This window comes from Puia sp. (genome assembly GCF_036500295.1).
GTDB lineage: Bacteria > Bacteroidota > Bacteroidia > Chitinophagales > Chitinophagaceae > Puia.
In genome coordinates this window covers 1-23,344 of sequence record NZ_DASYCH010000097.1, presented here as the reverse complement: position 1 = coordinate 23,344, position 23,344 = coordinate 1, and the positions used below count along the sequence as shown (strand labels likewise).

At 55.8% G+C, this 23,344-nt stretch carries 19 protein-coding genes; 8 read left to right on the top strand and 11 right to left on the bottom strand.

Annotated features, from left to right (window positions below; genetic code table 11):
• The 3 genes from VGM48_RS19200 to VGM48_RS19190 form a co-directional block, all read left to right on the top strand.
• Nucleotides 1-1,824 (top strand): FG-GAP-like repeat-containing protein (locus VGM48_RS19200; protein ID WP_331582047.1); only part of this gene is annotated, 1,824 nt, incomplete at its 5' end.
• Between the two features lie 4 nt (nucleotides 1,825-1,828).
• Nucleotides 1,829-3,520 carry a GMC family oxidoreductase gene (locus VGM48_RS19195; protein ID WP_331582046.1) on the top strand — a complete coding sequence of 564 codons (1,692 nt, stop codon included), beginning with the start codon at nucleotides 1,829-1,831 and terminating at the stop codon, nucleotides 3,518-3,520.
• Nucleotide 3,521: 1 nt separating this feature from the next.
• A complete protein-coding gene (locus VGM48_RS19190; RefSeq protein ID WP_331582045.1) occupies nucleotides 3,522-6,968 on the top strand; it encodes a VCBS repeat-containing protein in 3,447 nt (1,148 codons plus the stop codon).
• Between the two features lie 113 nt (nucleotides 6,969-7,081).
• Here the strand turns inward: VGM48_RS19190 and VGM48_RS19185 are convergent, their stop codons facing one another.
• Both VGM48_RS19185 and VGM48_RS19180 read right to left on the bottom strand, forming a co-directional pair.
• A complete protein-coding gene (locus VGM48_RS19185; RefSeq protein ID WP_331582044.1) occupies nucleotides 7,082-7,267 on the bottom strand; it encodes a hypothetical protein in 186 nt (61 codons plus the stop codon).
• A gap of 249 nt (nucleotides 7,268-7,516) precedes the next feature.
• A complete protein-coding gene (locus VGM48_RS19180; RefSeq protein WP_331582043.1) occupies nucleotides 7,517-8,335 on the bottom strand; it encodes a hypothetical protein in 819 nt (272 codons plus the stop codon).
• 19 nt (nucleotides 8,336-8,354) lie between these two features.
• Between VGM48_RS19180 and VGM48_RS19175 the strand changes: the two genes are divergently transcribed.
• Entirely contained in the window at nucleotides 8,355-8,660 is a 306-nt protein-coding gene (locus VGM48_RS19175) for a YciI family protein (RefSeq protein WP_331582042.1), read from the top strand.
• 17 nt (nucleotides 8,661-8,677) lie between these two features.
• Here VGM48_RS19175 and VGM48_RS19170 read toward each other — a convergent pair whose 3' ends face one another.
• A complete protein-coding gene (locus VGM48_RS19170; RefSeq protein ID WP_331582041.1) occupies nucleotides 8,678-9,148 on the bottom strand; it encodes a MarR family winged helix-turn-helix transcriptional regulator in 471 nt (156 codons plus the stop codon).
• Between the two features lie 67 nt (nucleotides 9,149-9,215).
• On the opposite strand from VGM48_RS19170, the gene VGM48_RS19165 reads away from it, so the two are divergent.
• The gene (locus VGM48_RS19165; RefSeq protein WP_331582040.1) at nucleotides 9,216-9,551 is read left to right on the top strand and encodes a YciI family protein; all 336 of its coding nucleotides are present in this window, start codon (nucleotides 9,216-9,218) and stop codon (nucleotides 9,549-9,551) included.
• On the opposite strand, the gene VGM48_RS19160 is transcribed toward VGM48_RS19165, so the two are convergent.
• From VGM48_RS19160 to VGM48_RS19150, 3 genes are all read right to left on the bottom strand, one after another.
• Nucleotides 9,548-10,954, bottom strand: a complete 1,407-nt coding sequence (locus VGM48_RS19160; RefSeq protein ID WP_331582039.1) for a Gfo/Idh/MocA family protein — start codon at nucleotides 10,952-10,954, stop codon at nucleotides 9,548-9,550. The two genes, VGM48_RS19165 and VGM48_RS19160, sit on opposite strands and share 4 nt — an antisense overlap.
• A gap of 63 nt (nucleotides 10,955-11,017) precedes the next feature.
• A complete protein-coding gene (locus VGM48_RS19155) occupies nucleotides 11,018-11,488 on the bottom strand; it encodes a GNAT family N-acetyltransferase (protein WP_331582038.1) in 471 nt (156 codons plus the stop codon).
• Between the two features lie 62 nt (nucleotides 11,489-11,550).
• Nucleotides 11,551-11,985, bottom strand: a complete 435-nt coding sequence (locus VGM48_RS19150; protein WP_331582037.1) for a hypothetical protein — start codon at nucleotides 11,983-11,985, stop codon at nucleotides 11,551-11,553.
• A gap of 131 nt (nucleotides 11,986-12,116) precedes the next feature.
• Here VGM48_RS19150 and VGM48_RS19145 point away from each other — a divergent pair, with 131 nt between their 5' ends.
• Complete coding sequence (locus VGM48_RS19145) at nucleotides 12,117-13,094, top strand: GlxA family transcriptional regulator (RefSeq protein WP_331582036.1); 978 nt, start codon at nucleotides 12,117-12,119, stop codon at nucleotides 13,092-13,094.
• Between the two features lie 9 nt (nucleotides 13,095-13,103).
• Here the strand turns inward: VGM48_RS19145 and VGM48_RS19140 are convergent, their stop codons facing one another.
• Nucleotides 13,104-14,024, bottom strand: coding sequence for a bestrophin family protein (locus tag VGM48_RS19140; protein WP_331582035.1), 921 nt, complete (start codon nucleotides 14,022-14,024; stop codon nucleotides 13,104-13,106).
• A gap of 20 nt (nucleotides 14,025-14,044) precedes the next feature.
• The gene (locus VGM48_RS19135) at nucleotides 14,045-17,242 is read right to left on the bottom strand and encodes a S41 family peptidase (protein WP_331582034.1); all 3,198 of its coding nucleotides are present in this window, start codon (nucleotides 17,240-17,242) and stop codon (nucleotides 14,045-14,047) included.
• Between the two features lie 125 nt (nucleotides 17,243-17,367).
• On the opposite strand from VGM48_RS19135, the gene VGM48_RS19130 reads away from it, so the two are divergent.
• A complete protein-coding gene (locus VGM48_RS19130; protein WP_331582033.1) occupies nucleotides 17,368-18,534 on the top strand; it encodes a hypothetical protein in 1,167 nt (388 codons plus the stop codon).
• A 28-nt stretch (nucleotides 18,535-18,562) separates the two neighbouring features.
• On the opposite strand, the gene VGM48_RS19125 is transcribed toward VGM48_RS19130, so the two are convergent.
• Nucleotides 18,563-19,120, bottom strand: a complete 558-nt coding sequence (locus VGM48_RS19125) for a hypothetical protein (RefSeq protein WP_331582032.1) — start codon at nucleotides 19,118-19,120, stop codon at nucleotides 18,563-18,565.
• Between the two features lie 93 nt (nucleotides 19,121-19,213).
• Here VGM48_RS19125 and VGM48_RS19120 point away from each other — a divergent pair, with 93 nt between their 5' ends.
• Nucleotides 19,214-19,867: a DUF1080 domain-containing protein gene (locus VGM48_RS19120; RefSeq protein ID WP_331582031.1), complete on the top strand. Its 654-nt coding sequence runs from the start codon at nucleotides 19,214-19,216 to the stop codon at nucleotides 19,865-19,867.
• Here VGM48_RS19120 and VGM48_RS19115 read toward each other — a convergent pair.
• Together VGM48_RS19115 and VGM48_RS19110 are read right to left on the bottom strand one after the other, a co-directional pair.
• The gene (locus tag VGM48_RS19115) at nucleotides 19,864-21,078 is read right to left on the bottom strand and encodes a GTP-binding protein (protein WP_331582030.1); all 1,215 of its coding nucleotides are present in this window, start codon (nucleotides 21,076-21,078) and stop codon (nucleotides 19,864-19,866) included. The two genes, VGM48_RS19120 and VGM48_RS19115, sit on opposite strands and share 4 nt — an antisense overlap.
• Nucleotides 21,075-23,344: GH116 family glycosyl hydrolase (locus VGM48_RS19110; RefSeq protein WP_331582029.1), on the bottom strand; the 2,270-nt coding region annotated here is incomplete at its 5' end. The genes VGM48_RS19110 and VGM48_RS19115, both read right to left, overlap by 4 nt.

The window sequence follows — 23,344 nt, the reverse complement described above, 5'->3', positions numbered from 1 at the left end:
AGTGATACGGCGGATGCGGAGTTTTTGAAGCTGACGCTGGTGGGGGAGGGGAAGAATACGCAGGCGATAGGGGCGAAGGCGACGGTTTATTATGGCGGGAAGTTGGCGTATCTGGAAGAGCAGCCGATCCGGGGGTTTGAGTCGACGGTGGATGGGAGACTGAATTTTGGGTTGGGGAAGACGAAGGTAGTGGATTCGGTGGTGGTGGAGTGGCCGGGTGGGAAGCGGACGGTGATGCGGGGGGTGAGGACGGGGCAGATGATGACGTTGCGGGAGAGGGATGGGGTGGCGGCTGGGTCTGCGGGGGAGTTGGCGGCGGGTGAGAGCGCGGCGGGGAAGACGTTTGGGCCGGAGGTGGCAGCGGGTTTAGACTTCGCGCACAAGGAGAATGAATTCAATGATTTCAACAGGGACCGGTTGATCTTTCATATGTTGTCGACACAGGGGCCGCGGATGGCGGTGGGGGATGTGAATGGAGATGGGTTGGAGGATGTGTATGTGTGTGGGGCGAAGGGGCAGGCGGGGGGATTGTTTGTGCAGGGGGCCGGGGGGAGGTTTGAGTCGAGGGATGCGGCGGTGTTTGCGGCCGACAAGGAGAGTGAGGATGTGGATGCGTTGTTCTTTGATGCGAACGGGGATGGGCATGCGGACCTTTTTGTGTGCAGCGGGGGTAATGAATTTTCTTCGAATTCGACGGCTTTGATCAGCCGGTTATATCTGAATGATGGGCGGGGTCATTTTGTGAAGTCGCCGCAGTTGTTGCCGTCGTCGGCGGTGTTTGAGAGTGCGAGTTGCGTGACGGCGGGGGATTATGACGGGGATGGGGACCTGGATCTGTTTGTGGGGGTGAGGTTAAAGCCGTTCGATTATGGGTATCCCTGCAAGGGGTATCTGTTGCAGAATGACGGCAAGGGTCATTTTACGGATGTGACGGGGATCGTGGCGCCGGAGCTGTTGAAGGCGGGGATGGTGACGGATGCGAAGTGGTTCGACTATGACCGGGACGGGCGGCCGGACCTGGTGGTGGCGGGGGAGTATCAGCCGTTGCGGGTGTTTCATAATAGCAAGGAGGGATTGAAGGAAGTTTTCCCGGCGGGGCTGGACAGCAGCAATGGGTGGTGGAACCGGCTGGTGGTGGCGGATGTGAACGGGGATGGGTGGCCGGACCTGATCGCGGGCAATCATGGGTTGAACTCGAGGTTCCGGGCGAGCCGGAGCAAACCGGTGACGATGTATGTGAGCGATTTTGACGAGAACGGAACGGTGGAACAGATTGTCTGCTGTTACAATGGGGATAAACAATATCCGATGTGTCTGCGGCATGACCTGGTGGCGGCGTTGCCGGGGTTGAAGAAGAAATACCTGCGGTATGAGCAATACAAGGAACAGACGGTGGAGGATATCTTTGGTGCGGAGCAGTTGGCCAGGGCGGTGAAGCTGGATGCCTATGAGTTGCGGAGTTGTGTGTTTGTGAATGATGCGCGGGGAGGTTTTGAGAAGAGGGCGTTGCCGGGGGCGGCGCAGTTGTCGCCGGTGTATGGGGTGTCGGTGGGGGATTACGATGGGGATGGGCATGCGGACCTGTTGGTGGGTGGGAATTTTTATGAGTCGAAGCCGGAGGTGGGGATCTATGATGCGAGTTATGGGTTACTGTTGAAGGGGGATGGGAAGGGAGGCTTTGCGGCGGTGCCGGCGACCCGGAGCGGGTTCTTTGTGAAGGGGGCGGTGCGGGATATCCGGGATCTGAAGGTTGGTGGGCGGAACTGTGTTATCGTTGCGATGAACAATGATTCTATTCGATTATTCTCTCATTTTAAAAAATAATGGTATGAACAGCTATGATGCGATTGTCATCGGAAGCGGGATCAGCGGTGGCTGGGCGGCAAAAGAACTGACGGAGAAAGGGATGAAGGTGTTGATGCTTGAGCGGGGCCGGCCTTTTGAGCATATCAAGGATTATAAAAGCGCCGACAAGAATCCCTGGGATTTCCCGCACCGGGGGAATGCCACTATGGCCATGGAGAAAGACAGACCAGTGCTTTCCCGGTACTGGGCCGCCTATGGGACGGCGGCGCATGAGTTCAATATCGACTATTGGGCCAATGAGAAGGAATGTCCTTATGTCGAGGTCAAGCCGTTTACCTGGTGGCGGGCCTATCAGATGGGCGGGCGGTCGATCCTTTGGGGACGGCAGAGCTACCGGTGGAGCGATTTTGATTTTGAGGCCAATGGAAAGGATGGGATCGCGATAGACTGGCCGATCCGCTATAAGGATCTGGAGTCCTGGTATACTTATGTCGAGAAGTTTGCGGGGATCAGTGGGTCAAAGGAGGGGCTGCCCCAGTTGCCGGACGGACATTATCTGCCGCCGATGGACCTCAACTGTGTGGAGAAGGATGTACAGCAGCGGATCAAGGCGGCTTTTAAAGGGCAGCGTCATCTGTTTATCGGCCGGACGGCGAACCTGACGGCGGCGATACCGGGACGGACTCAGTGCCAGTTTCGCAACCGCTGTTGGGAGGGTTGTCCTTTTGGCGGCTATTTCAGTACGCAGTCTTCCACGCTGCCGGCGGCAGTGGCGACGGGAAACCTGACGGTAAGGCCGTATTCCATCGTTACGAGAATCCTTTATGACAAGGACAAGAAGCGGGCAACGGGAGTGGAGGTGCTGGATGCAGAGACCAATAAGACGTATACGTATACTTCCAGGATCGTATTTTTGAATGCTTCGGCGTTGAACAGCGCCTGGGTGCTGATGAATTCGGCGACGGATGTCTGGCCTGACGGACTTGGAAGCAGCAGCGGGGAGCTTGGGCATAATGTCATGGATCACCATTATATGCTTGGGGCGAAGGGAAGTGTAGAAGGATTTGAAGACAAATATTATTATGGCCGGCGGGCGAACGGATTTTACATCCCGCGGTTTGTCAATCTTTTCGGCGACAAGCGTGATTTTCTCCGCGGTTATGGGTACCAGGGAAGTGCGAGCCGGGAGGGATGGAGCCGGGATGTGGCGGAGATGAATATCGGCGCCGATTATAAGCATGCAATGACGGAGCCAGGTCCCTGGGAGATCGGCGCGACGGGATTCGGAGAAATACTGCCCTATCATGAGAACCGGATCTATCTTGATAAGACCGTTAAAGACAAGTGGGGCCTTCCGGTGTTGGCGATGGATGCCGAATTGAAGGATAACGAGCTGAAGATGCGGAAGGACATCGTGAAAGAGCTGGTGGCCATGTTCGATGCGGCCGGGGTGAAGAATATCACGACCTGGGACAGTGATAAATATGCGATGGGTCAGGGTATCCATGAGATGGGCACTGCGCGGATGGGCCGGGACCCGAAGACTTCGGTTCTGAATGGGCATAACCAGGTGTGGGATGCGCCGAATGTTTTTGTAACGGACGGGGCCTGTATGGCGAGTGCGGCCTGTCAGAACCCGTCGCTGACCTATATGGCCTTGACGGCGCGGGCCGTCGATTTTGCGATGGGTGAACTAAAGAAAGGGAATATCTGATTTGAGTAGGATCCAGCTATATTTTTTTGCGGCCCTTGTTTTTGGTGCGGGTTGCAGCCGGCCGAAGAAAGCCGTTTTCGAACTGATGCCGGCGGACAGGACGGGAATCCGTTTTCAGAATTCCGTGCTGGACACGGACAGTTTGAATATCCTTGACTATCTCTATTATTATAATGGCGGGGGTGTGGCTATCGCGGATTTTAACCGGGATGGGCTTGCCGATGTGTTTTTTGTGAGTAACCAGGGTTCGAATGTCCTTTATTATAACCGGGGGGATTTTCATTTTGAGGATGTAACGGTCCGGGCGGGGGTGCAGGGAGCCGGCAACTGGAAGACGGGTGTAACGGTAGCGGATGTGAATGGCGACGGGTGGCCGGATATCTATGTTTCGGAGGTAGGTGGATACAAGGGGTTTCACGGGAAGAATGAGTTGTTTATCAATAATCATGACGGGACTTTTACGGAGCGGGCAGCCGCCTATGGGTTGGATGTATTGGGATTTAATACGCAGGCTGTCTTTTTTGATTACGATCATGATGGCGATCTGGATTGTTTTATCGTTAATCATTCGGTTCATTCGAACGAAAGTTATGGAGATACCAGTGAGCGGCGGGTGCACAGCGACGTGAGCGGGGACAAGCTTTTCCGGAACGATAGCGTTGCGGGTGGAAGGCATTTTGTCGAGGTGACGCAGGCGGCGGGCATCTTCAGCAGCGTGGTCGGGTATGGGTTGAACGTTGTGGTTGGGGATCTGAACAATGACGGCTGGGATGATATTTATGTGAGCAATGATTTTCATGAGAACGACTATTATTATCTCAATAACCGGGACGGAACTTTTTCGGAGATCAATCGCCGGGCTTTTGGGCATGAGAGCCGGTTTTCGATGGGTAGCGATATGGCCGATATCAACAATGACGGGTGGCTCGACCTTATCACTCTGGATATGTTACCGCTGCGGGAGGATGTGCTAAAGACGTCGACGGGGGATGATCCGCTTAGTGTATATAAGCTGAAGATGAGCTATGGCTATCACTATCAGTATTCGCGCAACTGTCTTCAGCTGAACACGGGTGGGGGGATGAAGTTTAGTGAGATCGGGCTTTATGCAGGAGTGGCGGCGACGGATTGGAGCTGGAGTCCGCTGGCGGCCGATTTCGACAATGATGGCTGGAAGGATATTTTTATCTCCAATGGTATCCAGCGCCGGCCGAATGATCTGGATGTGCTGAAGTTTATGTCGTCGGGGGCGATCGCTTCGGCCCTGCAGAGCGGTCGGGCGGCCGATGTGGCGACGGTGGAGAAAATGCCGTCGGGGAAGATGAGCTGTTTTTTATTCCAGGGGACGGACAGTCTTGTGTTTACGGACCGAAGTGTCGAGTGGGGTTTTGATCATCCGGCTTTTTCGAATGGGGCGGCCTATGCGGATTTGGATAATGACGGGCGTCTGGACCTGGTGGTGAATACGGTGAATGGGGTTGCCATGGTGTACCGGAATAATGGCGTTGGCGATGACCGGCACTATCTGGATGTGGATTTGCGGGGACCTGCGGGGAATCTGTTTGGGATCGGGGCGAAGGTGGCTGTCCGGGCGCGGGGGAGGGTGCAATATGGATATCATTCGGTGACGCGGGGATTTGAGAGCGGGTCGCTGGGACCGGTGCATTTTGGGCTTGGGCGGGAGCGGGTGGTTGACACGCTGGAGGTGGACTGGCCCGATGGGAAGCGGCAGGTGATGACCGAGGTGCGGGCGGACCGGCGGCTGGTGGTGGATCACCGCGATGCGGTGGTGGGGCATGGGGGGATGTGGCCGTCGGCGTGGAGTTCGGCTTGGCCGGGGACTGGTGCGGCTGGGACGGGTCGACAGGTGGAGACGGTCGGCGGAGAAGCGGGGTTTGTGACGGGTTTGTTGAGGGAAGTTACCGATTCGATCGGGCTGCCGTACCGACGGGTGGCTGATCCATTTAATGACCTTGATGTACAGCCGTTGATGCCGCATCAGCAGTCGACGCGGGGGCCGAAGCTGGCCGTTGCGGATATCGACGGAGATGGGCTTGACGATATTTTTATTTGCGGGAGTATGCGGCAACGGGGGAGTCTTTTCCGGCAGGATAGTTGGGGGCGTTTTGTGCCGGTGGATACGGCGTTGTTTGCCGCCGACAGTTTTTGTCCGGATGGGGATGCGGTGTTTGCCGACGTGAACGGCGATGGGCATCCTGATCTTGTGGTGGTGAGCGGGGGGAATGAACTCCCGGATGGATCGGCCGGGCTTGTCGACCGGGTCTATCTCAACGATGGGCATGGGCATTTTCGAAAGGGGCCGGTATTGCCGGGTGTCCCCGCGAACAAGGCCGTCGTGGTTGCCGCGGATCTCGATCATGATGGCGATATCGATCTTTTTATAGGCGGCAGCAGCTATTATGGGCGGATTGGCGAGACGCCGGTGTCGGGTCTTTTGCTCAACGATGGTAAGGGGAATTTTACGGTGGCTGATGCCGCGAGGGCGCCGGGGCTTGCGAAGGTGGGGAGGGTGACAGGGGCCGTGTGGGTGGATATCGACAAGGATGGATGGGAAGATCTTGTCATAGTCGGTGAGTGGATGCCGGTGACGGTGTTTATGAATTATGGCGGGAGGCTGGAGAACCGGACGGCGGCGCTTGGGCTCGGGCATACGACAGGATGGTGGGAAAGTATTTGTGTGGCCGATGTCAACGGAGATGGAAAGCCCGATCTGCTGGCGGGTAACTGGGGGGAGAACTCGAAGCTGCGAGCTTCGACGCGATATCCGCTGCGGTTGTATGTCGGGGATTTTGATGAAAATGGGGTGGAGGACCCGATACTGGCGGTGGAGAAGGGGGGCAGGTATTATCCCTTTCTGGGTAAGGACGAGTTGGAGAAACATCTGCCGGCGTTGATCCGGAAGCGCTATAACAGTTATGCGGGGTTTGCCGGGAAGACGGTGGAGGAGGTGTTTGGAGACCGCTTGGACGGGGCGACCGTGCTTAGCGCCGAATGTCTTTCTTCGATGTTGCTGACCAATACCGGGGCGGATGGCTTTTCGCTGAGTCCGTTGCCGAAGGAGGTGCAGTGGTCGCCGGTGTTTGCGTTTGTGCCGGGGGACTGGAATGGGGATGGGATGAAGGATGTGATTGCGGCGGGTAATTTCTACGGGGTGTTGCCTTATGAGGGCAGGTATGATGCCAGCTATGGCAGCTTGTTGGTTGGCGAGGGTGTCATGGGGGGGCGAACGGGTTTTTGCGGGGATGCCTCCGGGGACTGCCGGCCGGGTTTGCATGCGTTGCCGATGAACGAATCGGGGTTGAGGCTGGAGGGAGAGGTGAGGGATGGGAAGGTGTTGCGAACGGCACGTGGACCGTTGCTGGTGTTTTCCAGAAACGATGGCGGGATTTTATTATATTGTCAACAAAAACATACCCATGACCCGTAGGATCTTCAGAGCAGCGGCGGGTGAATCCCGAAGAGAATATGGCGGTTGTAAAAAAACGACCCGGAGGCGATGCCCCCGGGTCTAACCATGAACCGTCCCGATAAATATGTTGGTTAATTGTGGATGTCGACATTGAAGTCTACGCCTGCGGGTGGCGGGGTATGGTGACGACCGTACCAGTCACGCGTATGGTGGTGATATTGATGATAATAGTGAGTTTCATAGCAGCCCGTTAGTGCGAAGGCGGTGACGCCCAGGAAAAGGGCTATGCTGAGGATATTTTTGATCGTATGTTTCATGATGTGTGTTTATCCTTTCTCATCGAAAAACCCTGCCAGACCCGAAAAGGGCTGAAAACAGCTGTTTCACCTGATGTTTAGCGGTAAAATGTAGAAAAAATTCCACCAAAGTGGTATTTTCCGGGAGGCCTCCGGGGTGTATTTTTGTGTACCGTTGCTGACCTACCAAAAACGAATTACGGACGGTTTTCACTTTCAGCCATTGGCGGATCCTCTTTTAAAGGGGACCGCCTTTCGCGTTTTTGGGGGTTATTGAGGGTGATGGTAAGCGATATATTGTTCGCTTTTGAGGAAATCCGATCTTATATTTCTGACGAGATGTTCTATCCAGGCCGGTTTTTTCTCGCTGCGAAGGTGGGCAAAGAGGGCCAGGCCATAGCCCCATTCCATTTGGGTGAGCCGGGCGTTTTTGCCGGTGATGCGGAGTTCCTGGCTATTGAAGGCGGCGTTGGCGTTGAAGATGCCGAGGCCGAAGACGACTGTGGTCAGGTCGATGAGGGCTTCATCCGTGGTGGTGATCCGCCCTTCGCCCAACAGTCTTATACAGGTGAGTTCGCGAGTGAGCACGGCTACCAGGTGTTCCGGGCGTTGTAAGTGGGACTTTTTAAGCGTGATCGAGTATTTACCGGCTGCATTCCTGCTGTAAGAGGGGGTCTCGGATGGTTCGGTGGGCTGGTCGGCACTACTGAATGAAGCCAGGGAGAGTTTGGTGCCGGTGGGTGAGCCGGTAGAGATCTGGTTGATGGTGTCGTCGTAGAATTCAAGGATTATATCGTCGGGGGCGATCTCCATTTGTGCGGCCAGGATGTCGAGGGTATCGGCGGCAGTTTGCGGGTCGCCGTTGTAGCGGATCGGGAAGTCCGAGTGGTGGGGCGTCAGGACTTTGCGCCGGAGTAAGGATTGGTGTTGGAAAGAGGTGGTAAGCCAATGAAAGGATTCTTCCAGCCATTTGCGGCGGTCGTCCTTCAGCGGACTCTGGGGGGCGAGATCTTTTTTAAATATTCCAAACATTGTCGTGTCAGTAGGTGGTTGGGCAAGGTAGGTGCCGGGGCTGAAATGTGGTAGCATTCTATTATCTTTAAGGGATATGGAAAAACTGTACTTTTTTTTACGGCTGAATCCCGTCAGGGCCGATTTTATCCAGACGATGACCGATGAGGAACGGGGGATCATGATGCGGCACGCGATCTATTGGCGGGAGTTCCAGCTGAAGGGTAAGCTTGTCGTTTATGGGCCGGTGATGGATGCGGCGGGTCCTTTTGGGATGGGGGTTGCTGGGGTGGACAATGTGGAGGAGCTGAAGGAGTTTATGGCGCGGGATCCGGCGTTGGCGTTGTCGACGATCGATTATTTTCCTATGAAGGCTGTGCTGCCGGATTCGACGTTTCCGTGATGCCGCGTAGGCGGGGCTTACAAGGCGCTGGTAAGCTGGCTGAAGGTCCTTGGTTTCTGTTCCGTCAATATTCTGCTGAACGTCTTTTCGATTTCTTCCAGCATATTTATGGTTGGTGGCATAGAGTCGTCTCCGTAGAGGAGATGGGCGATCTTTTGCGCCTGCTGCTGGGCCTTATTCAGGGTAGAGGTCCCTTTTTTTGTGAGGCGGAGGAGGCGGGCGCGGCCGTCCTGCGGATCGGGTCTTTCTTCGAGGAGGCCGGCGCGGATCATGCGGTTTAGGATGTCGATGCCGGTGGTGGGTTCGAGGATGAGGCGGTAGCTGATGATGTCCGTTTTACGGACTTCGGATCGGTCGGCGATGCTGTGGAGGAAGTAATACCATTCGGGCTCGATGCCGGGCGATTCGCGGAGCGCGAGGCGGAGCAGGGTGCGCTGGATGGTAGCGATGCGGCCGATGAGCCGGGATAGCTGGAAGGAGGTGATCATGCCTCAAAGGTATCATAAATACATCGGTTTCGATGTATTTATATCGAAACCGATGTATCTTTGCGGTATGAACAACTATATCATTTTATTTCGTGAGCGGGACGGGCGGGAGGGTATGCACCCCGAGGAGGAGATCAGCCGGCATCGGGCGAACTGGAAGAGCTGGTTTGAAGAGTGGAGCAGCAAGGGCCGGATTGCCGGGGGCAGCGGCTTGACGCTGACCGGCAGGATCATTTATGAAAATGGGGAGATCGTCGACGGTATCTACCGCATCGGTAGGGAGATCGTCGGAGGATTTTTGTTATTGAAGGCCGAAAGCCTCGATGAGGCGACGGCGATCGCAAGCAGCTGTCCTATCTATGAGTTCGACGGGTATGCAGAGGTGCGGGAGATGCAGGGTTAATATTCGTCGTTGAGGGCGAAGGTGGGTTTGCGGTACATCCATTGGCCGCCGGTGAAATCGGGGAAGGGGACGGTTGCGTTGCCCAGTTCGATCGACTGTTCGCTGAGTGGGGTGATCGCGCTCCAGGCGGCTGCGTCATAGACGTCCTGGGGGGTAGGTGTTTTGCGTTTGACGGACTCTATGAAGGCGTGGCTCACGAAGAAGTCCATGCCGCCATGGCCTGCGCCTTCCGCTTCGTTTGTGTAGCGTCGCCACAGCGGGTGGTCATATTTCTCCAGCCAGGTTTTTGCCGCGTCCCATTCATCTTCTTTTGACTGGCCTTCCACGTAGACGCCGTTTGCCACATCCATCCATAGTCCGTTGGTACCCTGGACGCGAAAGCCGAGGGAGTAGGGGCGGGGGAGGTTGGTGTCGTGCTGGAGGAGGATGGTTTCGCCGTTGGCGCAATTGATAGACGTGGTCACGATGTCGCCGAGTTTGAACTTCACTTTTGCGCTGGGGTGGTTCTCGCCGCAGTGCCGGACGACATAGTCATGGAGGCCGCGGGTTTTTGTGGAGAAGGAGCAGAGGGTGGTGAAGAGATTGCCGCGATTGATATCGATATAATGGGCGAGGGGACCGATGCCATGGGTGGGGTACAGATCTCCATTGCGATGTACGGCGTGTTCGGTGCGCCAGCGGGCTTCGGAGAAGGCTTTCTCGCCGAATTCGCAGCCGACGCCGCCGTTTGGCTGGCCGTTGTTGAATTTTATTCCCTGCAGATTATGCTGATAGCCGCCCTGGAGGTGGATGAGCTCGCCGAAGAGGCCCTGGCGGACCATATTGAGGATGGCCATGACGTCTCTGCGATAGCAGACGTTTTCCAGCATCATGACGTTTGCGTTGTATTTTTCGGCTGCTTTTACTACATCCCAGTGATCCTGGAGGGTGATGCCGAGGATGACCTCGGTGGCTACGTATTTCAAGCCTGCTTCGAGGGCGCCGATGATCATGGGCTTATGCCATTCCCAGGGGGAGGCGATGAGGACGGCGTCGAGTTGTTCTTTTTTGAGCAGGTCCTGCCAGGCGTAGGGGCTGCCGGTATAGACCTGGGGTTGTTTCTTGCCGGATTTTGCGATGATGGACTTTGCCCGGGTGAGCATGTAGTCGTCGACGTCGTTGATTGCCACGATCTCTACGTCGTCACGGCGCAGCAGGAGGCTGAGATGGCTTTGACCGCGGAGTCCGGTGCCGAGGATGGCCAGGCGGATCTTTGGGCCGGCGAAGTGGAGGGGCCTGAGAAGGGCATCGTTGGTTTTGGCTTTGGCTTCGCGGGCGGGGGTGTTGATGGCTTTCGCCGAAGGGCTTGCGGCGAAGGCGAGGGCTGCGAGGCTGCTGTTGCGGAGGAAGGATTTTCTATTCATGATGGCGCTGGTGTTTGTCAAACTTAGGGGATTCGGGAGGGATTTGGAGGCGCAAACGATTGCTTAACCTTTTACCGGGGCACGCATGGTGATCAGGTGGCGGGTGAAGCCGGCCTTTTCGTAGGCGCGGATGGCGGATTCGTTGACTTGGTAGACGTCGAGGCGGAGTTCGGTGATGTTGCGGGTGCGGGCCCATGCCGTGAGGTTGTCGATGATGAGGCGGTTCACGCCTTTTCCGCGGTGGGCGGGATGGACGTACATGAAGCCGAGGTAGGCGTGGTGGGTATGTTTGAGGTAGAGGCGGCCTTTTTCGATGCGGGCGTAACCGGAGCCGATGAGGTGGCCGTCGAGTTCGGCGACGAGGAGCTGGACATCGGGGGAGGCGAGCATGGCCGGCAGGTCGTAGTAGTTGACGGGGCCTTCTTTGATCGTGGGATCCATAGGGCGTTCAGTGGTGACGACGCCCTGTTCGAATTGTCGGAGGACGGGAAGATCGGCCGTGGTAGCCGGGCGGATGTGAATGGATGCAGTCATTCGTAAAGATAGGACGGGACACCGAATGTATCAAAAACGGAGGGGCAGTTTTGATCATCGGGTTAATTATTTGAGGGAGCGGTTGCCATGAACATCGGGACCATGCAGCGGACAGCGGAATTGCTGATATATTCTTCCACTCCGATGGTATTGGGGTGGACGCCCGGGGCTTCGACGAGCTGGCGGAAGGCGTTGCCGATGGATGGGATATCGTTGATGAAATTGTGGACCGTAGTGCTCAGGTATTCGCCGCTTTTCAGCAGATAGCTTTCCAATCCGAGCTCTTCGGCTTCCCCTTTATATTCCTCTTCCACCGCAGCCTTATAGACCATACTTCCTTTTCCGTCGGGCCAGGAGACGCCAAACAGCCGGCGATGTCCCTGCTGGTCGGGAAAGATGTTCATTATCCGTTGAAACGCAGCCATTACCCCATCGGGGAAGCTCTTTGCAGAGACGCAACAGAGGCGGATGTCGTGGTCCAGGTGGTAGGGTTCCATTGTTTTTTGATTTTGATCCTACAAAGCTAGCGTCTCTTTATGGATTCGAAAATGTGGGAATACGTCAATTAAAGGGGTTGTTTGCGACAGGGATTGGGGTTATCTTTATCATTCAAAAAAAATGGACTGCCATGAAGCAAATCGCCATCCTTGTCCCGGAAACCGCCGTTGTCGAAGCTGTCGCAGATCCCCGCTATTGCTTTACGGCTGTGAATGAATTCATGAAGAGTACCGGCCGTAGTCCGGTGTTTAACGTTCAGCTTGTCGGGCTTTCGCCGGAAGTAAGGGTGACGGACGGTCTTTTCTCGATACATACCGATGCGGTGCTTGCCAATGCGCGCAAGCCGGACCTTATCATCATTCCGGCCATCAGCGGTAATCTCGATATGGCGATCCAGTTGAACCGGGATTTTGTACCGTGGGTTGTCGATCACTATAAGGGTGGGAGCGAGGTGGCCAGTCTTTGTCTTGGCGCGTTTCTGCTGGCCGAGACGGGGCTGCTGAACGGCAAGGCCTGTTCCACGCACTGGCTTTTTGCCAACGAGTTCCGGACCCGGTTTCCCGAGGTGGAGTTGACGGACGACAAGATCGTCACCGATCAGAGTGGCGTTTATTCGAGCGGCGGGGCGAATTCCTATTGGAACCTGTTGTTGTACCTGGTGGAGAAATATACCAGCCGGGAGATGGCGATCCTGGCCTCCAAGTTCTTTGTGTTGGATATCGACCGGAACAGTCAGTCGCCGTTTAGTATTTTCAAGGGGCAGAAGGTTCACAATGATCCCGATATCGTCAGGGTGCAGGAATATATCGAGTCAAATTATCAGGATAAGATCACGGTGGATGAGCTTTGTGAGAAGTTTGGGATCGCCCGGCGAACGTTTGAGCGCCGGTTCAAAAAGGCGACGAACAACACTGTGCTGGAGTACTGGCAGCGGGTGAAGATCGAAGCGGCGAAGCGGCAGTTGGAGATGAGCCGGAAGACGGTTGGGGAGGTGATGTATGAGGTGGGTTATAATGATACGAAGGCCTTTCGGGATATCTTTAGGAAGGTGACGTCGATGTCGCCGGTGGATTACCGGAATAAGTATAACAAGGAGGCATTGAACTAGCGTCAATGGCTAGGTGATAATGAGGGTGTCGCCGGATTGCGAATCGGGGAGGATGGGACGGTTGTCCAGTTCGAGGAGGGAGTTTTCGAGGGTGCGGCAGATGGCATCGAGGGCGATGTCGTTCGGATGGAGGCCGAAGGGGTTTTCGAGTTCGTCTGCAATGGCTTCGAGGGCGACGTAGGTGTAGGCGATGAAGACGACGATGACCGGAGTCATCCAGCCGAGGCTGTCGACGAGGCCGAGGGGAAGGAAGAAGCAATAGATGTAGACGGTACGGTGCAGGAGCACGTTGTAGCTATAGGGGATCGGGGTGGAGGCCACGCGTTCGCAGCCGCCGACGATATCCGACAGCAGGTTGAGATTGCTGTCAAAAGATTGCTGAGCGATGGTGTCGATATTCCCGCGAAGCCGGGCTGACTGGATCCAGTGGCCCAGTTCTCTTATCAAAAGATGGGGTTTATAGCGAGCCGCTTTTACGCGGATGGAAAGGCTTGCGGGCAGGAGGCGATCCATGTCTGCCGCCGGATCGGTGCCGCGGAGCTGGTGTTTTGTCACATACGCTATGGCGATGAGATAGTTCACAAAGAGGCTGGTCTCTTTTACGTCGCGGGTTTGCAGGGGCAGGGTGAGTACCTGGCGGGTGAGGCTGCGGGTGGTATTGATGAGGCTGCCCCACAGTTTGCGGCCTTCCCAGAAGCGGTCATAGCTGGCGCTGTTGCGGAAGCCGAGGAAGAGGGCGAGAGCGATGCCGAAGAGGGTGAAGGGAGCGGGATTGAGATGGAGCTTGTATTTGACTATCACGTCCTGAAACCAGACGATGCCGATCGAGAGGATCAACAGGATGCTCAGGCGGGGAATGAGTTGAGGGAGTACGTCTCCCCGCCAGATGAAGAGCATCCGGAACCAGTTTTCTTTTTTGCGGATAATCATAAGAGTAAAGGTCGGAGTTTTTAGTGATGCATGAGTAGCTGCACCGCGGCTTCGATCTGCTGGTCCTCGCCCATGAGGATCTTGTTATAGTCATCGTTGACCCGGATGTCGGGTTCGAGCTGGTGATTCTCCGTCGGATGATCTTCGCCTGCGCCATAGCTTGCCACCATCGGGATGCCGAATACGATCCGGGGGTTGATCTGGGTCTCCCACCAGACGGCGGTGCCGGTGCCTGCTACGGGCATGCCTACGAGCTTGCCGATGCCCAATTCCTTGTATGCATAGGGGAACATGAAGGCATCGGAGTAATTCCCTTCGCTCATTACCACGCAACTTGGTTTTGTCCATTTGTTGAGGGATTCGCCGCCTTTTGTTGTATGGTTTTGGGGATGGAGCGTAAAATAAAGTTTTCCGCCGAGGAAGGTGACGAGATCGTCATGCAGCCATCCGCCGCCGTTGTAGCGGGTGTCTACTATGAGCGCTTCTTTATCGATATTTTTTCCAAGCACCTTGTCGAAGGTGACGCGGAAGCTGGGATCGTCCATGCTTCGTACGTGTACGTAGCCGATGCGGCCACCGGAGAGGCTGTCGACCAGGTGTTCCATGTGGCGGGTCCAGCGGTTGTAGAGCAGGGTGGATGTTTCGACGCGCGGCTTTATCGGTTTTACACTTTCCTCGTAGGTGGTATTGTTTTTTGGATCGTGGAAGCTGATGAGGGTAAGCTGGCCGGCTTTATGATTGAGCAGGGCTGACCAGTCGGCGTTCGGGGTAATGGAGTTGCCGTCGATCCTGTCGATGATCATGCCGGGCGCCATATGGGTGCCGTCGACGTCGAAGGGGCCGCCGGCAATGACGTCTTTTACGAGCAGGCCGTTCTCTTTGCGGCCGAGATCATAGAAGAGTCCGAGGGCAGCGGTTTCGTCGCCGTTGGGGAAATCGGGGCTATAGCGGCCGCCGGTGTGGGAGGCGTTGAGTTCGCCGAGGAACTCGCTTAGCAGGACCTGGAAGTCGTAGTTGTTATTAATATGAGGCAGGAACTGGCGGTAGGCCGTGTGATAATAGTCCCAATCCACGCCCTGCAGTTTCGGATCGAAGAGCTTTTTCTTTACCTGCTTCCAGGCATGGTCGAAGATATAGGCGCGTTCGGCGGAGGCGTTGAGCTCCATTTCGGCGTTGATCTTTACGGGAGAGACCTTGCCGTCCTCGGTGTTGACCTTATAGATGGAGCCGCCGGCGAGAACGAAGAGGGACTTCCCATCGTGGGTCATTTCGATGCGGCCGCCGTTTGCGTCGAGTTTTGCGAGCAGTTTTGTTTCATGGGTGCGAAGGGTGGCAACCCAGAGATCGAAACCTTTTTCGTATGCCGCGAGATAGTAGAGTTTTTCGCCGTCTTTTGACAGCTTTGCCCCCGAAAACATCGTGGAGGTGTTGGTGAGCCGGTGGGTGCGTTCGTCGAGATTTCGCAGGTTCAGTTCAAGGGGGAAGGTTGGTTTTTTGCTGGCGGTGTCTTTCTTTTCCATTTCGACCTTCAGATCGAAGTCTTCTTTGTTGAGCCCGAACCGGTCCCATGCCTTCTGGTCGAAGAACATTGCATAGACGTCGGTCTGGCCGCCGCGGCTGAGGTTCTTCAGGCCGTTCTTGTTACTCATCCAGTACATCATTTTTCCGTCGATCCCCCATTGCGGACGCAGGTCGTCGAAACCGCTCCAGGTAAGGTTTGTTCTTTTGCCCGAGGCGTCGTCCCTTAGGAGTACGACCTCGCGGGACTGCCAGCCGCCGCCTTCGCCGGACTGGGCGAGGAGCCATTTGCCATCGGGGGACCAGGAGAAATACTGGTCACCGTCGGCATAGGAATAATTCACGCCTTCGGGGATGAGGGTATTGGTGGCTTTTGTGGCGAGGTCATAGGTTTTGAGGATATTCCGTTCTTCGAGATAGGCGATCTTTTTTCCGTCGGGGGAATAGACGCCCTGGAACTCATCTTTTCCGGATGCGATGACCGGGGTGGTGGTCAGGAGGGTGGCGGCGAAGAAATAGGGTTCTGTCTTTGACGTGATGGATGCCTGTTCGATATCCCAGGAGGTTTCATGTTCGACGGAGTACAGGAGGGACCGGCCATCGGGGCTGAACTCCACCATGCGTTCCTGGTAGGGGGTGTTGGTGATGCGCCGGGTGGTGGCGCCGTCGGCGGAGGTGACGAAGATATCGCCACGATAGACAAAGGCCACCTGTTTCCCGTCGGCGGAGATGGCCATTTCGGCGGCTTCGCTTTTTACGGGAAGGATGGTGGTTTCGTCACCGCTGAAATCGGCGTCCAGGGTGATGGCGAGTTTTTGTGGCTGTTCGCCTTCTTTGAGTGTATACAGATCGCCATTCTCTGTGAAGGCGAGGAGCCCGTCGGTGCTGCGGGAGAGATTGCGGACGGGGTTTTTATCGAAATGGGTGAGTTGTTGCGGATCTTTTGTATTGGCGAGGTTGCTTTTGTAGAGATTTTGGTTGCCGTTGCGTTCGCTGAGATAATAGAATACATCGCCCTTGCCCCAGACGGGTTCGCGGTCTTCGCCCTTATAATCGGAGACCTTTGTGTATTCGTGTTTGTTGTTGTCGCAGACCCAGATGTCGCGGGTGACGGCGGAGGTGTGGTGTTTGCGCCAGGGGTCTTCATAGCCTTTGCGGTCCTGGAAGATGAATTTATCGCCCTTGTCGTTGTAGTGGACGAATTCCGTTCCTGCGCTGTTGAGCATGAGACTTGCGCCGCCTTTGACGGGTACGCTGAAGAGCTTCATCCAGTAGTTGTCGCCGGGAAAGCGGGCGGAGGTATAGATGTCGTGGCGGTCGGTGCCGAAGATCACCTGCTGGTCGTCGGGGCTGAAGTCGTAGGGGATATCACGGGCGGAATTGACCGTCAGGCGGGTGGCTTCGCCGCCGTTGGAGCTCATGATGTAGACATCGAACTGGCCATAGCGATCGGAGGCGAAGGCGATGTTCCTGCCGTCACGGCTCCATACGGGATAGCCGTTGTAGGAACTGCTGATGGTAAGGGGAGTCGCGGCGCCGCCGGTGGATGCGACCTTGAAGAGGTTGCCTTTATAGCCGAAGGCGATCCATTTGCCGTCGGGGGACAGGGTGGGTTGCATGATCCAGCGTGGCTGGGATTGGGAGTAAGCCATGGAGGTAAGCATCATTCCGAGGCAGAGGGCCGCGAGGAGTTTTCTCATAATTGCAGTTTGTCCCCTCAATATAATTAAAAAGAAGTTACTGCTCTTTTTTTGAGTTGAATGGATTTGAAATGGGTTTGAATAGGGATTTTGGCAGTCTGGCGGGCATATTTGCGCAAAAAGACATGAAAAGAATTGTTTGTATTGGCTTATTACTGGGGGGATTTGCAGCCATGGCGCAGAAGAAGACGGTCGCGAAGAGCGGCGAAATGAGCCCGAAGGTGGTGCCATTGAAACCTGAGGCCTGGAAATTTGCGGATGGGGCGGTGGTATTTGACGACAGCGCGGGAGTTTCGCGGATGAAGATCGTCGATGGCCGGTGGTTTGTGCAGCTGAAGGACATGGATTTTGGGGATGGGACGATCGAGTTTGACGATATACCGACGGACGATGTGTTTTCCATATTCTACTTCCGCCTGCAGGACAGTCTGGAGAATGAAACTTTTTATTTCAGGACGACCTGGGCTCATGACCATCCCTATGTGATGGAAGCCGTGCAGTATACCCCGATCGTCAAGGGGGTGATGTACTGGGATGCCCTGCCGCACTATCAGACCTTTTCGGACTTTTCGACCAATAAGCCTAACCATGTGAAAATCATTTTATCAGGCAAGCAGATGCGGGTCTGGGTGAACCATTTGGGGGAGCGGCCGACGCTTGCGGTCCCTTATCTTGAGGGGAACACGACGCACGGGACGTTTGCGTTCCAGGGGAAGCATATCATCAGTAATCTGGTGGTGAAGCCGGGGCAGGTGGAGGGGCTTTCGCCGGAACCGGATCTGGACCCCACGGATTTTGATTCGCGCTATCTGCGGCATTGGCAGATGACGGAGCCGGATACGGCGGGAGAAAACAAGATGCTGGCGGGTAGATTGGGGATCAGGGGGATCCCGGGTGAACATGCGGTATGGCGGCCGATCGATGCCGAGCGGCGTGGGTTTGTGAATCTGAGCCGGATCTTTGGGGGGACTTCGTCGATGGCGGTGTCGAGGATGATGTTTTTGAAGACTACCCTACATGCCAAGGAGGCGAAGACGGTGCAGCTGCGATTGGGGTTCCTGGATGATATCTCGATGTTTGTAAATGGCCGGTTGATCTATGCGGATAAGAACATTTTTGGGTTTCCGGCGGTGAAGGTTCCGAATGGGCGATTATCCATTGAGAATTCGACCGTGAGTGTCCCGTTGAAGGCGGGGGATAATGAATTGATGGTGGGAATAAGGGGAAACTTCTATTCCTGGGGGCTGGTGGCGAGACTGGATGATCTGGAGGGACTGGTTATCGAGCGATAGCGTGATGTTTTTGCGATAGGATCCTGTTTTAATGAGCTGCCAGACGACGGGCGGTGAGGACGGACCAGGAGACGCGGAAGGCCAGCACGTTTGGTGACGGGTTATCGGAAACGAAGATATGCTCGAAGCGGAGGCCGAAATTGAGGGGGAGGTTAGCATTGTGCAGGATATAACCGATGCCCGCGCCGACGGTAGCGCCGGAGAGCTTTTGGTCCACCTCGCTGCCATCGCTGTTATAGATGGGCTGGCCGTTGGCGTCGACCCTGGGGATGTCGGTGGCGCCGATGCTGTAGCCGGCGATGGGTTCGACGTAGAAGCCGGTGCCGCTGTGATCAAAGGTATGGCGGTAGCCGAGGAGGAAGGGAACGAATACCATATGGGATTGGCTGGGGGCGAAGTAGTAGATGCCGATCTCGCCGCTGAGCTCATCGCCTTTTGCGACGGGGAAGCCGACATGAAGGTTACCACCGAAGCCGGTGTAAGAGTGTCCGTTTGTAAAAATTTGGGCGACTTCGAGCTGGGCGTGGAGGGATGCGCTTGCGCTTATGCAAATAGCAATAAGGAATAGCTTCTTGAGCTGCGTCATGACATTGATATTGGATTCGATACGAAAGATACAATTTGTTGATTTGCTAAAGAAAGATTTCGATATATTTAATGCATACTAATATGATGTAATATGAATAAGTTAAGCGTATTAGGTGCATTTGCGGCTTGTTTGTTGATGGGAGCCAAGCCGGCGGGATGCCCGACAGCTATTACGACAAAGGCCGAATGGGTATCGTTGTTTGACGGGAAGACCATGAATGGATGGAAGGTGGGGGAGAATGCGGCGACTTTTTCCGTCGACAGCGGCTGTATCATTGCTCATGGCAATACGGCGCATTTGTTCTACGAGGGGCCGGTGCAGAATCATGACTTCAAGGATTTCGAGTTCAGGGCCAACGTGATGACGAGGCCGGGGAGTAATTCGGGGATTTATATTCATACCCGATATCAGGAGAGTGGCTGGCCGGCGAAGGGGTATGAGGTGCAGGTAAATAACTCGCATACGGATTGGCGCAGGACGGGAAGTCTGTATGGGATCGAGGATGTGAAGGAGGTTTATGTGAAGGATAATGTCTGGTTTACCGAGTATGTGAGTGTAAAGGGGAAGAGGATCGTGATCAAGATCAACAATAAGACCGTGGTGGATTATACGGAGCCGGAGAATGTGAAGCGTGAGAAGGGGAGTGAGGAGCGGGTGTTATCGAGCGGGACGTTTGCGTTGCAGGGGCATGATCCAAACAGTAAAGTTTATTTTAAGAATATCATGGTCAAGCCGCTGGATTAGGCCAGGCGATGGGTGGGCCGGGGGTAGCCTGGCTGGAAGGCTTTGTGGCTGATGGTGTGGATGGGGCGATGGTCCTGAGCAGCGGTTTCGGCGATGGCGTCTGCGACGAGTTGTGAAAGCGTGTGCGGGTCGGTCTGGACGCGTGCGTTGATGAGCAGGGTGGTGGGTGTCAGCCAGAATTTCAGGCGGCCTACCGGATAGTTCTCCTTTTTTATTTTATTGTCGATGGTTTCCATCAGTCGGTTTGCCATCTGTTGGGAGTCGATGGCTATTTCCTGATCGAGCCAGGCCAGGCGTGCTTCGCCTTCGGCGTAGATCTCGTAGTCGATGTCGAGGGATGGGAGTGCCGGGCAGGGTGGCAGGGCGGCGAGTGTATCGAGCCAGCGTTGGATATCGGGTTCGTGGTAGGAGTTGTGGAAGAGGACGATCTTATCGGGGTAGCGGGCTTGTATCTGTTGTTTCCATTGTGCGGAAAAGGCTTCGCTGCGGGTGATGAGGAGCACCTGCGCTTCTTGGAGCTGTTTATCGTAGATATAACGAATGCTTGGATCGGCGGTGTAATCATCCAGGAGGTGGGCGTCGGCGAAGATAGAAACGGTTGGCTGCCATTCGGGATGCCGAAGGAGCAGGGGTTTCAGGACTGTTGCGATGATATCGGTACAGGAGCCGACAGATTCGGCGAAGAGGATGGAAGGATGGGTTGTGCTTGTCAGGGAGTGGATATTCTCTTCGAGGTAGTCGTAGTTGCAACAGAAGCAGCCCCCGATGACCTCGCGGGAGGGAATGCCCAGGTGGCTGAAGCGATGGCCGTCCACGAGTTGGGCGCCCTGGTCGTTTGTGATGACGGCGACGGGGGTGTTTTGTTTTAGCAATAGTAGACAGGCTTGTTCGATGGCTGTGGTCTTGCCGGCTCCGAGGAAACCGCTTTGCAGGTGGATCTTTACGGGTGGAAGGTATCGGCCGAGGCGGAGTTCGTCGGGCGTTGCATCGCGGATGGCCGTGACAGTTACGTCGAAGGTGAAGTCGTCATCGGCGCCTTCGGCGCCTTTTTTTAGTTGGATGATTTTGCGATCGCCGGGGTGGAGGCCTGCGAGTTGAGACTGCAGAGACGCGGAAATTGCGGTTGAGCCGTGGAGAAAGGTAGTCGTTGCCGTCTCGAGTTGTTCGCCGCGGCCGTTCTTCATGATATAGTACAGGGTTATGACCTTCATGTGATGATCTTTTTGACGGGGATGGCGCCGTGAGCGACATGGAGCGTTGCTTTCCCCTGGTGGTACGTGACGGTCCCGAAGCCGGTGGCGGTGGAAAGGAAGCAGGTGAAATCGCCGATCTGCGAATGGACGTACAGCGTTTTTTCCACCGCGTCATAGCGAAGGCCGGTGAGTCCCTGCAGCAGGCCGTAGCTCGACATAGCGCGGGCGTACCAATGGCCACATTCATATTCGTTAAAGGGATTTCGGATGCGGCCGTCATAGCGGTCGCGGCATAGGCGGACTATTTCGAGACCCTGGGCCAGGCTGCCGGTGAGCAGGAGATGTGAGGCCACCTGGTACTCTATGCCGGTCCACACCTCGTCACTATACACGAAGGGCAGGGACAGCCGGCCGCCTTTTGGCCAGGTGCACAGGAGTAAACCTCCTTCGTGACCGAGGGCATAGGCGGGGCGTTGGGGGTTGGCGTGTTCGGTGAGATCTTTGCGGAGATTGTAGCGATGGATGGAGAGCAGGTGGCTTTTGACTTTTTGCGGATCGAGATATTCTTCGAGACCGCAGACCTTGCCGATCCAGGCTCCGAGGACTCCGTCGCTGAGGCATCCCTTGCCGTATTGGTATTTCGGTCCTTCTTTTTGCAGGAGATCGATGGCTTCGGGCGAATAGTCGCCGCCGAAAGACCTGGCTTTTGCGGGATCGGGGGTTTTGAGTCCTTTGTATTCGATCTCCTGGATAAAGTATTCGCCGTTGTAGAGGCGGGTCTCCATGTATTGGCGGCCTTTTTCATAAAGGGATTGGTAGGCGGTGACGTCCTGCCCGAGATGGCTGCCCATGTTTATGATGGCTTTTAGTGCGCCGAGGTAGAAACTTGTGCACATGCCGTCGGCGCCCCAGAATTCGATGTCGTAGGTATTGTGGTGGGGTTCTTCGACGACTCCTTTTTCGCGCGGGTCCCATGTTCTTATGCAATAGTCCATGCTCTTTTTTACGCGGGGATAGATGGCGGTGAGCCAGCTGTCGTCGGCGGCGATGCGCCAGTCGCGGTATACTTTCATGATGCCGCCCAGCTGGCCGTCCGCGGCAGCGTGGAAGTCGTGTTTTACGGGGCTGATGGGCATGTTGGCGCGGAAGGTCTGGTGGCCTTCTTCGTTCTGGTCTTCGCCGAATTCGGTGTTGCGGAGGGAGCGCTCGAGATTTGGGAAGAGGTGGGGGATGGCTTGTGCGTAGTTGCATACATGTGTACAGGATCCATGGCAGCAGCCTTCGTCATCGCCGCAGCCTTCCCAGCTCCACAGCCGGCCGTCGCGTTGCCGGAGGACTGTTGGGGATTTGAGAATGGTGAGATTGGCGGCTACGGCTTCCATTATTTCCGGGGGGAGGGTGCTGGCGTGAAAGGCGTCGTGGAAGAGGGTGGTCTTTTGTTTGAGATTTTTGTATTGCCCGCTCCAGTATTCGGCGGTTTCGTCGATGTTGGCGAACCGGCCGGCATACCACGGTTGGTAGGTTTCGCTGGCGGGCAGGGAATCGCCGATATGCAGGGAGGAGTTGGGTACGTACCAGGCGAGAAGGAGTTTTATCGTTTTTGTTTCGCCGGGGGTGACGGTGAAGGGGACGAAGAGCGAGGCGCCGGGCGCGTCTTTTTCGACGGGTGCGGTGATTCTTGTCCGGCCCTCTTTTACGGTATTCCAGGCCATGGTGAGCGGATCCCACCAGCCGCCGCGGAACCAGCAGTGGTCGACGATGGCGGCGGGTTCATCGGTGAAGACGGCGAAACTCGCTTCCTGTTTGGGTTTATCGCTTTTCAGGATGAAGCCGCCCGGTGATGCGGTTATGCTGTTGGGTGAGGCATCGTCGGTGCGGAGGAAATTCTTTGTGTTGAAGGAGAAGACGGCTTCGAGCGGCTTTGTTCCGGTGTTGACGAAGGCATATTCGAGGGCGCCTACGGGGAGGGATGAGTTGTCTTCATCGTTGGGGAAGAAGGGGCTCCAGCCGGTGATGGTTGTTCTCAGCGGGAGATCATCGTCCTGGAGGCGGATGGTTGCGAAGGGGAAGCGGGCTTCGAAAGCCGCCTGGCGAAATCTTGGCAGGCCGTAGGTGGCGCCGGCCTGGCCGTTGCCGGTGCCGCGGGGGCCGAAATATTTCCAGGTGGGCACGGGTCCTTCGAGGACCCTGGCGCCGTTGGGTATGCCTTTTATGGAGAGGGCGGCGAAGATGGGAGGCTCGTTATAGATCTCCGGGCGATGGCGTATGCTCATATGGGACAGGG

What these genes read in the sequence shown, in the direction of transcription:
- VGM48_RS19165 (WP_331582040.1), top strand. Translation starts at nt 9,216, where the DNA reads ATGAACAACTATATCATTTTATTTCGTGAGCGGGACGGGCGGGAGGGT.
- VGM48_RS19145 (WP_331582036.1), top strand. Translation starts at nt 12,117, where the DNA reads ATGAAGCAAATCGCCATCCTTGTCCCGGAAACCGCCGTTGTCGAAGCT.
- VGM48_RS19180 (WP_331582043.1), bottom strand. Translation starts at nt 8,335, where the DNA reads ATGCTACCACATTTCAGCCCCGGCACCTACCTTGCCCAACCACCTACT.
- VGM48_RS19175 (WP_331582042.1), top strand. Translation starts at nt 8,355, where the DNA reads ATGGAAAAACTGTACTTTTTTTTACGGCTGAATCCCGTCAGGGCCGAT.
- VGM48_RS19155 (WP_331582038.1), bottom strand. Translation starts at nt 11,488, where the DNA reads ATGACTGCATCCATTCACATCCGCCCGGCTACCACGGCCGATCTTCCC.
- VGM48_RS19125 (WP_331582032.1), bottom strand. Translation starts at nt 19,120, where the DNA reads ATGACGCAGCTCAAGAAGCTATTCCTTATTGCTATTTGCATAAGCGCA.
- VGM48_RS19195 (WP_331582046.1), top strand. Translation starts at nt 1,829, where the DNA reads ATGAACAGCTATGATGCGATTGTCATCGGAAGCGGGATCAGCGGTGGC.
- VGM48_RS19160 (WP_331582039.1), bottom strand. Translation starts at nt 10,954, where the DNA reads ATGAATAGAAAATCCTTCCTCCGCAACAGCAGCCTCGCAGCCCTCGCC.
- VGM48_RS19140 (WP_331582035.1), bottom strand. Translation starts at nt 14,024, where the DNA reads ATGATTATCCGCAAAAAAGAAAACTGGTTCCGGATGCTCTTCATCTGG.
- VGM48_RS19170 (WP_331582041.1), bottom strand. Translation starts at nt 9,148, where the DNA reads ATGATCACCTCCTTCCAGCTATCCCGGCTCATCGGCCGCATCGCTACC.
- VGM48_RS19135 (WP_331582034.1), bottom strand. Translation starts at nt 17,242, where the DNA reads ATGAGAAAACTCCTCGCGGCCCTCTGCCTCGGAATGATGCTTACCTCC.
- VGM48_RS19115 (WP_331582030.1), bottom strand. Translation starts at nt 21,078, where the DNA reads ATGAAGGTCATAACCCTGTACTATATCATGAAGAACGGCCGCGGCGAA.
- VGM48_RS19120 (WP_331582031.1), top strand. Translation starts at nt 19,214, where the DNA reads ATGAATAAGTTAAGCGTATTAGGTGCATTTGCGGCTTGTTTGTTGATG.
- VGM48_RS19185 (WP_331582044.1), bottom strand. Translation starts at nt 7,267, where the DNA reads ATGAAACATACGATCAAAAATATCCTCAGCATAGCCCTTTTCCTGGGC.
- VGM48_RS19150 (WP_331582037.1), bottom strand. Translation starts at nt 11,985, where the DNA reads ATGGAACCCTACCACCTGGACCACGACATCCGCCTCTGTTGCGTCTCT.
- VGM48_RS19130 (WP_331582033.1), top strand. Translation starts at nt 17,368, where the DNA reads ATGAAAAGAATTGTTTGTATTGGCTTATTACTGGGGGGATTTGCAGCC.